The sequence below is a fragment of the Blastopirellula marina genome (genome assembly GCF_002967715.1).
In the GTDB taxonomy this organism is placed as follows: domain Bacteria; phylum Planctomycetota; class Planctomycetia; order Pirellulales; family Pirellulaceae; genus Bremerella; species Bremerella marina_B.
Map to the genome: position 1 here is coordinate 259592 of NZ_PUIA01000016.1, position 14338 is coordinate 273929.

Sequence of the window (14338 nt, forward strand, 5' to 3'; positions counted from 1 at the left end):
GCAGCGAATCTTGCTCCCATAACAAGTTACGCTGTTTCAGAATACAATATCCGTTACGCAAAGCAGACGAGGGTTCATCTAACAGTCGGCAGTTTCAATGATGCCAAGCAGATGCTTTGCGCGAGACGAAGCAACATAGAAATCGCCCGGCGAAGGCGGGGAGGAATTAGATGTAAGGAGTATAACTGCATCAGCCTCCAGCCCCTTAAAAGCAGCGAATGTGGAGAACAGGACGCCTCCCCCATCTTTCCACTCTTTGAGATCGCTTGTGATTGGCATTCCAGCGACTCGCGAGACGGTGTGAAAGCAGGAGCGTTCTAGCTTTCGATGCGAAAGGATCGCAAGGCGGTCTGCGCTAACGCGATAATCGGACTTCCATGACTTGATCAATGCCTCGCAGCGGTCTCGTTGTTGATGGCCGTCGCCAACTTTTATCTCGATTGGCGGTGATCCTGCCGGAGCTCTCATACTCGATTGTACATCAGCACTCATTTTCTTTACGGAGTAGTTGTGTATCTCTCGCGTATTGCGGCAATTGATTTTCAAATGGAATACAGCGTCGGTTTGTGGAAGTGTATTGTCGTCGTTAAATATGTTCTGATTCGGATCGTAGAATATCGCCAAACGACCATTTGTCTCGCGATTGAGTGCTTCAACTACTAGCCACCAATCGCTCCGGAAGTCTTGGCCTTCGTCAACAACAATCGCATCAAAGCGGAGATGGGTAACTTCGTCGAGTAAAACATCAAACATTTTATTCGGAACGGCATTCGCCCAGAATTCGGAAATCTGCTTTGGATCTTGGGGCGGCGAGAACGGAAGCTTTGCTTCTCGATAAAACTTTCGACAAAGACCATGGAATGTGTTGATGTGTAGACGCTTCCGAGTCTTGAAGTCAAGTTCTTCATCCATTCGTTCATTTAGCCATTGACTCAGTTGCCTGTTGAAACAGAGGAACAGCGTGTCATTTCCTTCTTTCGCGTATTCTACCGCTCTCCAAAGGCCTAGCATTGTTTTGCCAGTGCCTGCGCCTCCTCGGATAGCAAGGCGGCGGTTGTCGCTTAGTCCATCAAGTACCAATTGTTGTTGTGTGGTCAGTGTTACTAGTTGCTCTTCGTCCTTCTCGAGTTCACGCCATCTTGCCGGAATAAGTCCAAATACGGGGCGCAATCGTTCGCGACATAGCTTCATTGCATCCGAACTGAGGGAGGGATGTTTTCGGCGATTCCAACGCTTAAATGCACCACGCACCGCCCGGCCCATATCATCGAGGTGCTCCGCGAGAAACACGATGCTGGTATCACCATCGTTTGGGATTGCGCCTCGATTGGTTTGATCTGGAAAACTGACGGCGTATCCAAAACAGCCACCGAACCAATCAGGCAAGTCCTTGATTTGTAGAATCTCAGTAATTGCATGCATGCTCTTCCTCGCCTGCTCGAACGCATTGCCTGGGTCCCTTTCACCACCTCCAGGTAGCACTCGATAATAATCGTCGTGGCCATTTCGCACGCGGTGACGCACGTCACCGCCCTTAACCTCAAGAATCAGGATTCCGAAGTTCGGATCGAGAATTAGAAAGTCCGTTTCACCTTCACGAAGTGTCTCGCGGTTGCCGTTCTCATCCCGACGCAGCCAACAAAAGCTATGGTAAATAAGACAGTCGTCGGGAAGGTCTCGGACGAGCGCTCGAGCAACGTCACGCTCGGGTTTAAGTGTGATCGTTTCAGGGTCCAGATTTGGGAAGAGTCGAGCCATGAGGCGTGCCATCAAATAGTTACAAGTTGGTTAGTCAGATAGTTGTGCTATGGCATTAAAGCTATCAGGCCATTGATCAATTGGGATCGTCCAGCGATAGCTTTCGAAGTCGGACTTTGTCTGTGGTCGAAGTGCGACTCGGATTTCCAATAGTCGTCCATCGGAGTCTTGCATCGGTTGCAAGTGCAGTTTGCCGATCAAAGCTTCCGTGTGATCTTCTGGATTCTCGACGATGACGACCTTGGAGCGAAGTTCGTCGGGCTTTACTGTTTTAGGAAGTTTCCGGAATCTTAGGGTCGATCCAGCTGATGCTAACCGTTGCATACGATCGTCGCTAAGCAAAAGGTCAAATTCACCTCGTGATGGAAGCTTCTCCGGGAGATCTTCAAGCGATAGTGCCTGAACCTTTCGACTTGTATCTTCGTTTTCTGGCTGTGATGTTTGGTTTACGGCTACTCGTTGAGTTGTAGTCCGACTTTCAATCCCGCTAACGATCATCCCTAGCCGCCGCACAGCATCAAATAGATTTGCCGTTGGTAAACGAGTCACCGAAATTCCCAGTTCATCGGATGCACGCCAAACTGATTCGTGATATACCGGCCATAGTGGATGGGTTAGGACGCACTGAACGAAACCGTTGCGAACTATGCAAGAAAGTCCTCCAACTGATTGAATCGATGACCCGGGTAAAGCCTTTTCTAAGCCCTGCGATGCAGCTCGCACAACGGGCAGCCAATAGTCATCTAATGTAGGTGGTTGAGGATCGGCTACGCAACTTAGACGAGCTAAATCAAGGCCGAGACGCCAATCCAGGAGTGCGTGCTCGCCCGCATTTCCGTAGTCGCGAAGACAATCGTAGCAAGAGCTGTCGCATTCATCTCCATGATCCCGTAAACGTTGATAGGCATCACCACCTGGCAGTAGCGGATTGAGAATGAGTTCCTGGAAGTTATCTGGATCGCCAAGGTGGGCACAATAACCTGCTCCGTTCTCGAGCGTGTCAGTAAGGTAGATTTCGAAGTATCGTTGATCTTCACCTGCCACCAATCGAACCCCAACATTCAACTCGTCCGATTCAATATCAAGTGACAAGCAAGCTTGTCGACGAATTAGATTCGCCAATGAGAGAAATGCTGCACGGACTGCTGAGCCGCTACGAATATCCAGCGGGTCAAGCTGTATCTCAGGTGAATCGACGGCGATTCGAAGCAAAAGTACATCAGTTTGCTTTCGAGCAACTAACGCGGCTTGTGTAGATCTCCCAGCAATCAGTTGATTCCGCCAGCCAAATCCGGTTCGTAGATGTTCCTCAACCACCCAAGCCCGATGATTATTGATGCGCCGAAAGTCAAACAGCCGACCGTTGTTGTCGTTTACAGTTAATACAGAGAGGTCTGCATCGGAAGCAATTTGAAGACACGTGCCGGGTAGGGTAGTGAACCCTTGTGCAAGCTGGCAATCCATTCGAGCTATTGTCGATCGTGGCTGCCATTCAAACTTCCCATCGAAGTCGGGCAAGGGAACTCCCGGCTCTACCGTGAATCCACGGGGTTCCCATGCGTTGACTACCTTGTACCGCGACGTTGACGCACAAACGGGACAACACTGTGAGTCTTGAGGATTTCGCACAAGAGCTTGACATTGCCGGCATACGCCACAGCGTGATTGCCAACCGCGACCATCGACACTTCGTGGAGGACGTGGTGTATCCGGTTCATAGTCAACAATGCCTACGCTTTTCAGCACTTGCTTATCTCGCACGGTTTGGCTACCCGGCGCGAATTGGCTGACAGCAATGTCGAGTGGGCGGTCAACGACGCCCTTAGGAGGAAATCGGCGAGGTTCCCTTGCGTAGAGATTGCGAACGCGTGTTGGAAAACCAAACATGGGCAAGACACCTGCAAATGCAAGTCGCTCGCTCAAGCTATCTTGATTGAAGCTTTCATTGTCCAGAGCACATTCGGTTATTTTATCGACCAAGCTATCGCGAACGTATTCGATCAACTCGCCTCGATGTGCACTGAGGTTTGTACCGTTTAGTAGCAAATCAGAAATCCGCTCAACACGATCTATGTTATCGGTGATCCAGATTTGTACCGATTTGGCGACATCGGACCACTGTTCCGCTTTGCCAAACTCCCCGTGGATCTGTGGGCCTTGTTCTGCGGCGCTGACGCCCGCTTCTGATAAGTTGACTGTTTCAAACGCTTGACGCAGGACTTCCTTATGAAGCATTCGCCGGACAATGCGGGGGCGATCCATATCCAAGTACGGAGATGGTGCATCGCCCGCGATCATCGGCAGGGGATTTGTGAAATAGGTATCGTCGTGGCTGCGTCCACGTCCAACCGTCAAAGCAATTGAATAGCCGGCACCTCGTCGACCGGCACGGCCGACTCGCTGTTGATAGTTGAAACGTCTGGGGGGAACGTTGCCCAGCATTACCGCCAGCAAAGAGCCAATATCAACGCCTGCCTCCATCGTTGTCGTTACGCTCAGCAAGTCGATCGTATCAACACGGGCATTTTCACCATCCAGGCATAGGCTCTGAAAGTGGCGTTGGCGATCTCCGGCTTTGTCTTTTTCTGTTTGCCCGGTCAATTCTTCACAGTGTAAACGGAACGCAGAAGCATCTGACGAGGCTAAATAGGCATAATAGTCCTGTTCACTGTCTGCCTGTGTTTTGTTGGGCGACGTCGGCAAATCTTGGTAGCAACTAATGCAAATCCCAAGACCTCGATGAAGATGTTTCAGGCCACACTGCGTACATCGCCACACCGGTGCATCGGTTGTCATCAGCGACAAGCAAAGCCGTTGGTCAAGCAATTTGACCGTGGGAGTAAGCAGCCCCTTCTCGATCATCCCTGACATTAGATCCGACGAGATTTGAGCGACATCACCTTGATGTCCGGCATGCTCGATGTAACGTCGAATTGGTGCGGGAAGTTCGTGCATATCATAGGCGTATTGAAATACAGGGAAATCAAAACGCAGTTTTTCTCCGAGCATACGAATCGCAACGAGTAGTAATGCTGCCGATTCTTCTTGGGTTAGGCCAGCTATACGGATCGGCGATATGTTCGGATCGGGAACGACCATTCCTAACGCAAGTGCTTCGATCGATTTTCGGCGGTGGAAGAACAGTGTGCCTAGGCAGCCTGACTTACAAGCCTGTCGAATTCGTTCCAGCCACCGCTCTTCAGCGGTTTCCAACGCATTGGACTGTTTGGCGACGATGTTCTTTTCGTCATTCCACAGATACAAAGAAGGCCAAGATTTGCCGCTAAGTTCGGAATGTTCCCGACTTGGGCCAGCGGGGCAGACGCCGAGTCGCAGTAATGAGTTTTCTACTCGTCGTGACAATGCCGTGATCGAAAATGGCCCATTTCTAGAACCGCGAAGCTCTGCGACTCGTTGAGTTTGTTCAGGGGTGGCATAGCCATCACGAACTGCAAAATAGGCATTAGCATCATTCTGGTTTTCATTAATGAACGAGTTAAATATATCTCGATCGTCTGGCGGCATTTCTGCTGGTCGGTCGGCCCAGCGAAGAAATACATCAAGCGAGCCACCAAGATCACCGCGACCCTGTAAGAGTGTTTGACGGACCAAGTCTCGGTAGTGGTCAAGTTCAACACCAGCAGCCAATTTCGCCGCATCTTGTCGGCTATCAGTAAAAACAACCAGCTTCTGCGCGGACTCGTCCATAGGCTGTAATTCTCGCATTAAGCCGTCAGCGAGTACTTGATTGACCTTCTGGAAACCAGTCCGATGTCGCATAATCGGACTAGCAATATCTTCGATGTGGGACGCCTCTTGAACCCTGCCCCCAGAACCGACTCGGGTCCAGTCTTCATCGCAGCGGCAACACTTTGATGGCATTGCTGCTAGTACCTGGGTCGCGTCGTCTGGTACTCCATCGAGATTTATCCGATACAGCCAACCATTCGGTTCTCCGCTCATCTGTGCACCGAACGTCATTTGTCCAGTTGCCGGATTGAGGTGTGCCTGCGTAAACATTCGTCTAACGGAATATGAGTTGCCATCCACACGAACACCTTGTTGCCAAGATGGATTGCACAATGGCTCATCGGTAGTTGGCCAGAACACGACATAGCGGCGATAGAAGCGGTCACGTCCTGAGGCAGATGGAGTTTCAAGATCCGGTTGGTCGTGAACTAAGTTGAAAGGGCCGTTTGGATCTCTTTCGTCAATCTGTCGAAATCCTCCAAAGTAGAGATCGCCACACTGAGAACAAAGCAATGCATCAAGCACTCGCGACCCACAATCGCAAACCAGCCGTGGGGCAGTATATAGCTTTCCGACGCGACGATGGATTCCGTCACGATGTTCGATCTGATCGCATTCTGGATTACAACATGCCCATAGACCCCCAACATTTCGATACATCAAATGCAATCGAAACGGCAGCGGAGCTGACGCAAATGTGTCGGTCGTTGTCCTGGATTGTGCTAATACTTGCAACAACCCATTGGCTGCGTGGAGGTCGTTCCTTGAACCGAACACACGTAGAGATAACTCGCCTAGCGTCTCAGGCCGGTTGTATTCTACGAGCGCCGCGTCGTCCGCCATCGTCTGCTTAACAACACTGTATGCTTTCACGGACATAGAATCGGTATTGATGTCCGTCGCGCCGGTCGCATTCAACAACTTATCGAGCGCCTCTGTGCTTTTGAAACCTCCTTCACTAGAGAACTCAGCAAAGCTTGACCTGTATTTTCGGATTGTGGGGATGGACTCCGGGTCCGTCTTGCGCGTTGGCGACTTCACAATTGTGAAACTGTCGCCGGAAGCGCCGAAAAACTGCGAAAGAAACTTTTTGCTTTTGGCGTCTTCGGTGATCGAAGCGGATGACGCGATAAACCTGACCTGCGGTGAATCCGGAGAGAGACCCAATCGATCGAGCAAGAGGCGAATTAGTAACGCGATCTCAGTCCCACCGGTCCCACGATACGAATGCAACTCATCAACGATGAAGTGGAACGTGTTGCCGGCATCTTGAGCCAGCCAGGTTTTTGTTGCCTCAAAGATAGGCGATTCGATGGTACGCATCAGCATGATGTTTAGCATCGAATAGTTTGTGATCAGAATGTCTGGAGGAGCATCCTGCATGGACCAGCGATGCCATTGCTCGCCGCTTTCCTTGTCGAGACTAGGAAACTGAAACCGCAGTCGCAGATCTTCGGCTACCTCGGTGGCTTGACGCTGTAATCGGCGTTCCTCTGAAGCCAGTTCTCTCTGTTTGGTCGAGGTTGGTCTTCCTGGAACAGGAGTTCGGCCAGTGTATCGCCCAAAATAGAAACGATCTTTACGGTTCTTCGCAAACCACGATCTCGCTCCTTTTCCCTCGCCGTTCAATAGGTCAGGGCTATCTAAAGCCGTTCTTAAACGGACCATTTGATCTTCAGCCAACGCATTGAGAGGGTAGAGGATCAGGGAGCGTAAGGCACGTGGTCGAGAGGCGCTGGACCATTTTTTTGATTCAGCGACCAAGGCCTGGAAAAGTGGCAGGAGGAAGCATTCAGTTTTGCCTGAACCTGTACCAGTAGTGACCACCATATTGCGACGTTGATTGGCGACTACATCCAAAGACTGCTTTTGGTGTTCGTACAGCCTTCGTGTTGAGGGGAATAGGCCACAATCGGCTAAATCCGCAAGGTCTCGCTCAATGCCCAGCTCATCACAGATGGCATGCAGGTTTGAGGTCTCCCGGTAACGGGGAATGAATTCAATTCGTGGTTCCTGTCGGAGCCGTCCAGACGCACGAAGTAATTCGTTACGCTCTCGATGAAGTGACTCGTCTCGTAGGGGAATCGCACTGTCGATGTATTGCAAATATAGATTCGATAAGTGATCTGCCAATCCAATGGGATCATTCATCGCGGCCGCATCAGACATTCAAAGTATTCCTTACCAAAAGTTTCTGCTGCATGATACGAGCAGCGTGCTCTGCCTGTAACTGATCGACAGCGACATATTGCCACCATCGTGATTTGTCAAACGCAACACGTGTCGCCATTCGTGCTGACTTTGTAGTTAAACCTCGCGAGACGAGAACGGGCAATTCCGGCGTTCCATGGGGAATAAAGAGTTGCCACGTTTTCGGGTTGTAGATCCAAGCCGAACGCGATTTGTAGCACGACCACTTTGCAGCGATTTTCTGATCGCGAGTTTCGATTTTATAGGAGCGAAGATCTTCTCCAATAAAGATCTGCTGCAACTTCCCATCACGGTGCCGATATAAACCCCGTTCAATTGGGAGTTGAGGGGAGTTGCGCCACTCACCATACAGTGCGGATCGAAACTCATAACGTTCCCAAGATCCTTTGGAAACAAAAGGACAAGGCTCTAGGTCGTGTAGTGCATGTGACAGCGTAGGCATGCGGCTAAGCACATCAATGCCCGGGTCATCGGCAAGCCAAACACCCTCCTTCGCTGCGAATGTCAGAAGTTGCTGGCGTTCCCCGTGAAATGCTCGGCAAGTGGGACCAAGTTTGGGGGCGTGGCGAAGAGGTCTAAACTCATAACGCCGAAGAGCACTTATTCGTATCGGATCCCAGTAGCCGTAGCAAATTGCTTTGCCCAACGAACTACTGAAGATGAGTCCCGGCGAAATAGCGTTGAGCGTTCGCCGGCTGGGATCATACTCCGCGTGCCCGAGGCGAATCAATGGATCTGTCCAACGCATCGCATGACCATACGGCGTCAGCTCGCGTCGAGGCGGCGATATCGCCGACAATCGCATGCATCTTGCTTTGACGTTGCTCCATTTGTGATTTGATTCGGTAGATAGCCAGGCAAGCATGCTGTCCCAGTGATTGGGTGGACGTCCGCTCACGCTTTTTCCTCCGCAAGCCAGCAGTTGAACAGACGTTGAATGATTACCTGCTCTGAAGCCATTGGTGGGTCATTCGGGTGCAGACGCATTAAGGCTTCGCGCAGCCGACATGCTAGACTCGTCTTCATTGGCGTGCTGGGGTCGCCGATAGGGAACTGTAACGCTTTCAGGTAGGTGTCCAAGCTATTGTTGTCATAGCTGGACGAAGCTAATTCCCAAACTTGAAACGGAAGGTGCCCCGATATGGCATTCGTAACTATTTGTGGCTTCCCACGCGAACTGAATGCGAACACCCATCGCCGTAGTTCATCGGTCAGGTCAAAGCAAGAAGTAGACTTTTCCTCCGTGATAACGAGGCGGACATGTTCGGGCCAACCCGTTTGCTGGGAATCGGGTAAGGACGTAGACCAACCGGCAAGAATGTTCAGCCAAGGTCGAAGCCAAGCATGAGTTGGGCAACGATCAATTCCCTCAATTACGATCAGTTGGAGGCATTGATCATCTGCTACTGCCGATCGCCAGTTCGACAACAAACTCCCGTTGGCTATCGAATCGAAATCGATCCAACGTGGTGATGCAGCGACCGTAATGCATCGTGCCGTTTCACCCATGGCAGCTGCGTAGCCACTGGCCCAGCCTGGATGCGGAACGCCTATGAGGCGGCCAGCTACGATCGAAGCGTGGAAAAGCCCCGCTTCGCGGAGGTCAACACTAGCTGCATGATTGTTCAGTATCGGCCACAATCGCTTTTCGACGAATTCACTCTCCGTCAACTTAGGCGATTTTGCCAAAGGCGTGTCGGTCGAAGTGGGCTGTTGCGAGCAAGGGTGAGCGTCTGCTTTCAAATCGTGCGTTTGTTTAGTCGCATGCCCATTGCTCGATGAAGGTACTGATGCGAACTGCTGCAATAGTGGCGTAATCAAAGCTAAGTCAGAGAGTAACTCATTACGACCACTTCGCAACCGCTCATCTACTCGAGCAATCAGGTCCTCGGCACGTGACTCGTCCTGCTCTCGCTGTCTAACCAGTGTTTTCAACTCCTCTAGAAGCTGACTTTTTTCTTTGCGGACGGCTTCAACCTTCTTCTCAATTCCTTCCAACTCAATCAACTTGGAAGCGGCCTCTTCTTTTGCAAGTTGCTCGATTTCAATAGCTTTCGCCTTGACTTGTGCTTGCACCGCTGCATTTCCTTCCTGCCGAATCCTTTCTGCGATCGCTGCACTTTGCATCATCGCCTCGACCAGTGGATCGATCATCGTGATCCTCTGCTCTATTTCACCGATCAATTCAGGTAACCCTTGTATGACCGCTTCAGATACTCCGTGGGTGTCCTGATCCAAAAGGGCAACAAGCGGCTTCAATTCATCTCGTAATTTTTTCCAGCTCTTACCATGTTTAATCTGCTTGCATGCTTTAGTGACTAACAGTTCATCTGTTAGGAAGTACTTGACACGTTTTTCAAGAGTTGCTTGATCGAGATCCTGCTTGCGAAAGATCTGATAGTTCGTTTCGTACGCGCCGCCCCGACCAGAGGTCGGCATGTACTCAGACGGAGAAATGACCGCCCTGCTACGAACAATCGAGATATTTGCATTGTCGAACGCTTGTCGATCAAAGACATCGACGTCGCATTCGGCCTTCCTGTCAGGGGTGAAGTAGAAATTACCAGATCGACTACCATCACCGTTAGCGACCCGAAATGGGCCAGCGACGGCATCGCGGCACCGAAAATAGACATCACCGCGAGGAATGCGTGTCTTTGGTAGCGGCCTCCTTAAAAGGTCGCCTAGTTTGGCGAGAGGCTCGGCTAAGTCGAATAGCTCACACACCTGACCGCCCGCGTGATATCCCGCATCGCCAAAGACTTGATACCACTCTTTGTCTTCGAGACCATATCCTCTTTCATTGCGGCGCAAATGGCCGATGACAAGGTCGCCATGCTCCCAGACTCCCGGGGGAACGCGATACCAGCGTGCAAAGCCGGCACTCGGGAAAGTTGATGCCGATGCGTTGACTGGGCGGCCCGTGGTGAGGCACATCAGCGGCCATAACGTAGCAATAAGTTCGTCCGGATTCAGCTCATGAGGTTGCTGTGCTAAGGCGAAAACAACGGGTTTGTCGACTAGTTCTTCTGCGGTCATGGTCATGATATAACCTAAAGTACTCCTCATCGCTCATCTGATTGCATTAACAGTTGTCGCACTAGCGGATGGTCTGAAGCAGAGGTTGGTCTTTCGCGTAGTGGCATGCCCGCCAACAGCCGAATAGCCGTGGCACAATTGTCTACAGGTTCCGATTTCTTCTGGTCAGTCATCCCCAAGCCGGCACCTCGAATGCCAAAAATTCGCGGCTTGCTTTCGTCGGCAGATGGTTCCTTTTCGCTTTCCCGTCTCAGTGTTGAGTCCCATGTCGGCCACTTGTCGCCATAGAGTTGCCAGCCTTGGTGAGGCATATCACGAGGGAGCACATTTTTGGGATGTGAAACCCTGAATCGCTTCGTGGTAGTTTTTCCGTCGATCCTGGCAACGATCTCGTGATCGCCTGCTAGTGAAAACTGCGCCAGCTGAACCGTTCGACTGTGGATTCTAACTTTTTGTCCATCAACGAAGAGAAACCTCGGCATGATCTTGCCAGAGATCATGAGCTGCGGCCCGGCACCAGCGATGAAATGTTCTTTGCGTCCGATTCGCAAGCCGCCTGATAACGACAGTCTTGCCGGAGGAAGGCGAAGGAATGGATGCCAGGTTTCCGGAATAAACTCGGCATCTGGCAATGAGTTATAAACACGGAAGACGACTGCACGGCATCCCAAGGGTAACCCATTCAGCATCTGCCATTCAGCTTCGTCTTCACTTGAGAACTGCTCTTCGATGAATGCAACGCGATCACAATTCAGAACATGATGCCAATTCACCGGCTGTTCTGGCCCGGCTAGAAGTATTCCGCGGTTACCTGCATCAATGTATTCGGCTTGCTTGAATGCGGCGTCTTCGGATTCATAGGAAAATAACGCCAAGCCATCATGAAATTCTAGCCGGTATCTGTCATTGATTTTTTTCCCCGAGAGCAGAGCAGCAAAGTCGTCGAGTATCATCCCTTTGGCTATCGCCGCTGAAGTACCACCGACCGCTCGCAATTGTCTTTGGGGCAGACGCATATCGAGCCATATCCAATGAGTTCTTTCGGACTTAACGTATGATCCGCGGGCAGGATCACGAAGGGCAAGGCGACCATCCCACGCTTTGTAGGCATACTCGACTTGGGCCTTAGCAATTGGGAATTTCCGCTTATCGTCAAGGACCCTCTGTGCCCAGGATGAAAAACAAACGGAGTCGTGTCTTTGTCGGAACAGTTGATTGCCGATGCGATTGACTTGACTGTCCGCCTTCTCGACTTCTGAGCCTATTGGCTCAAATCCATATTTATGGAAGAACAACGGTAAACGCGCTAGGTCCCCGACGCGAAATGCTGTTTGCGATTTGGGAAGCTGAACGTGTCGTCCGGCACCGCTATGGTCTTCGGGCAAATCGAGCCGAAGCTCTCTCGCCTTGGCCCACTCCGCCAAACGTTCTCGCCATAATATCTGGTGATAATCCCCTTGATCGTTCGAGTTGAATCGCTCCCTGGCTCCATACTCGCCGACTAGGTTTTGAAGCTGAACATAGTAAGCCGCTGACGTATGTTCACCATCCGGATCGTCGGCCATTTTTGATGCCGCATAAACCTGTACGGCAATTTGAAGTAAGAAACGCGGCGGATGGTTCGCATAAAATGGTTCGGGATACCAGGGACGATTGGCCTTCGAACACAAATAACCATTCGCAACCCTAAGGAAGTCTATTTCCGCTTCTTCGGGAGAATCAAACTCAGAGCCGACAAGTTCGGCAATATGAGGAAGCTGCGATGGCTCAAGCATCAACAGCGCAAATGAACCCGGAGCCTGGTTTCCCCAGAACTTATCCAATGCTTCTACCCAAGCGTTTGTGTCCACTAGTCCGCCCCCGGGTCATTCGGGACGACGAATGGCATTTAATCGCTGGTACTTGAGTTTCTGGCGAGACAACAATACATCAAAGTTCTTTGGGGTGATCCGCGCAAACATCATTCAAACTGGCCAGCTGGCTGAGGCGTCAAATCGTAGTTAGATCATCCGTGAACACCGATGGGTTTATCCCCCCTCTATGGTATTGCAGAGTGTGCCCTAGCACAAACAAAAATTAGCCTTGATGTATGTTTCCATGCCCCCGCCTGCTTCGAAATATGTATGGCTTTTTTAATGATTACGGTTGTGGTGATTACGCAGAGGTAGTTTCGACGACAACACTATAAGCAACTGGGAGGTAGCAACTGCCTGGCAGACTCGTAACGCACGACTTATTTCTCCGAACGCCTGTTTAAGAGCTATCACCGTGAGTCATTGTGCGTTTAGCATTCAGCCCGTTTTTGTTCGAGGGAATCTGATTTGCTCTGTTGTTACGTGCAGTTGGGACGTCTTCAATTTCTGAAAAGTCAATTCTCCGAATCCAGCGTTGACTGTCATCATCCTGGACATGAACGTAAGCATCCGAGGCGACCTTGTAATTGGGAGTATGTCCCTGCCAATCATCGACATATTCACGGGGAACACCTTGGGCAATCGCGTGGCTCTTGAAGAAATGCCTCAGAGAGTGAAGCGTGAAACCTCCGCTTTTCTGGCCATCAGGTATTCCAACCCTTCGGAGTGTTGCCTTAAAGTCGTCGTTTAGATCATCGGGATCAATGTGATGATTTCCATCAGGGTACTTTTCGCTGGCCATCGCCGTGAAGTACCAGCCTGTCTTATTGGGTTGGTACCTTAGTAAGACGTCGCGAAGTCGTGGGTGGATGGGAACCTTCCAATCTTGGCCGGTTTTGGTTTCTCGTCCTTTTCGAGACACAATGTAGATCCAGCCGTTTTCGAGATCCACGTCTTCAGTCAGCAGGTTTCGCAGTTCGCCGCTGCGTATGCCTATGAGGGCCAGCACACTAAACATCGTTTGGCGGCTTGGTGTAGCTGACCCAAGGATCAGATTCACTTGTTCTAACGCGAGCACCGACTTCTTTTTCACGTTAGGCACGTGGAACTTCTCGTTGGCTAGAAGGCTGGTCTCGATGTAGCCACGCGTAAAACACCAGTGGAGAAAGTCCTTCAACAGTCGCGACTCTTGCCAAAGGGAATGCCCACTGATGACCGGTTTTCGCATGCTGCGATAGCGATCGAAGAGCGGAACCGTAACTTGGTCGACACGCTGCACTCTCGCCTTGGAAGCGAAATCACTGAATCGATCAAGGATTGAAGAGTAGCGGGCAATGGTTCCCGGGCGATTGCCTTCGGTTACTCGATATTCCATGAACTGCTTGATAGCGTCCGCAAGATCAGTTCTGACGATTCTGTTTTCCTGGATATTGGAACCGAACGTGCCTTGGATGAGTTGTGCCTCCACAACGAGAGCTTTCTTACGGGCGATTTTCAGGTTCCGGGTTTTGGTTGTCAGTATCCGATGCCCATTATAATAGAAATCCATCTGCCAGATTCTCTTCTTGCCACGCTGGACGAGAGTCACACGGTCTCCGACGAGGATACGCTTCTTTTCGACATGCTTTTCGGTCATTTCAGGTGCCCCTTTGAAATAACACGGGATGAGTTGTTCCACTGGAATAGTATGCCTCGTCCTAGTGTTGGGGCAGTGACGCCGACTTGCA

At 50.9% G+C, this 14338-nt stretch carries 6 protein-coding genes; all 6 read right to left on the minus strand.

The features are described from left to right. Positions 1 to 78 precede the first annotated feature (78 nt). A complete protein-coding gene (locus tag C5Y96_RS02980; protein WP_158261066.1) occupies positions 79 to 1758 on the minus strand; it encodes a nuclease-related domain-containing DEAD/DEAH box helicase in 1680 nt (559 codons plus the stop codon). A gap of 30 nt (positions 1759 to 1788) precedes the next feature. Then, positions 1789 to 7677, minus strand: coding sequence for a DEAD/DEAH box helicase (locus C5Y96_RS02985; RefSeq protein ID WP_105350051.1), 5889 nt, complete (start codon positions 7675 to 7677; stop codon positions 1789 to 1791). Beyond that, positions 7670 to 8617 (minus strand): hypothetical protein, encoded by a 948-nt coding sequence (locus tag C5Y96_RS27000; RefSeq protein WP_146115495.1) that lies wholly within the window; start codon positions 8615 to 8617, stop codon positions 7670 to 7672. Before C5Y96_RS27000 ends, C5Y96_RS02985 begins: the two co-directional genes overlap by 8 nt. Next, positions 8614 to 10764 carry a coiled-coil domain-containing protein gene (locus tag C5Y96_RS02995; RefSeq protein ID WP_146115496.1) on the minus strand — a complete coding sequence of 717 codons (2151 nt, stop codon included), beginning with the start codon at positions 10762 to 10764 and terminating at the stop codon, positions 8614 to 8616. Before C5Y96_RS02995 ends, C5Y96_RS27000 begins: the two co-directional genes overlap by 4 nt. A gap of 20 nt (positions 10765 to 10784) precedes the next feature. After that, on the minus strand, positions 10785 to 12608 hold the full coding sequence (locus C5Y96_RS03000) for a hypothetical protein (protein WP_146115497.1): 1824 nt from the start codon (positions 12606 to 12608) through the stop codon (positions 10785 to 10787). Between the two features lie 403 nt (positions 12609 to 13011). Further along, positions 13012 to 14247, minus strand: coding sequence for a tyrosine-type recombinase/integrase (locus tag C5Y96_RS03005; protein ID WP_105350055.1), 1236 nt, complete (start codon positions 14245 to 14247; stop codon positions 13012 to 13014). Positions 14248 to 14338 lie beyond the last annotated feature (91 nt).

What these genes read in the sequence shown, in the direction of transcription:
- C5Y96_RS02980 (WP_158261066.1), bottom strand. Translation starts at nt 1,758, where the DNA reads ATGGCTCGACTCTTCCCAAATCTGGACCCTGAAACGATCACACTTAAA.
- C5Y96_RS02985 (WP_105350051.1), bottom strand. Translation starts at nt 7,677, where the DNA reads ATGTCTGATGCGGCCGCGATGAATGATCCCATTGGATTGGCAGATCAC.
- C5Y96_RS02995 (WP_146115496.1), bottom strand. Translation starts at nt 10,764, where the DNA reads ATGACCATGACCGCAGAAGAACTAGTCGACAAACCCGTTGTTTTCGCC.
- C5Y96_RS03005 (WP_105350055.1), bottom strand. Translation starts at nt 14,247, where the DNA reads ATGACCGAAAAGCATGTCGAAAAGAAGCGTATCCTCGTCGGAGACCGT.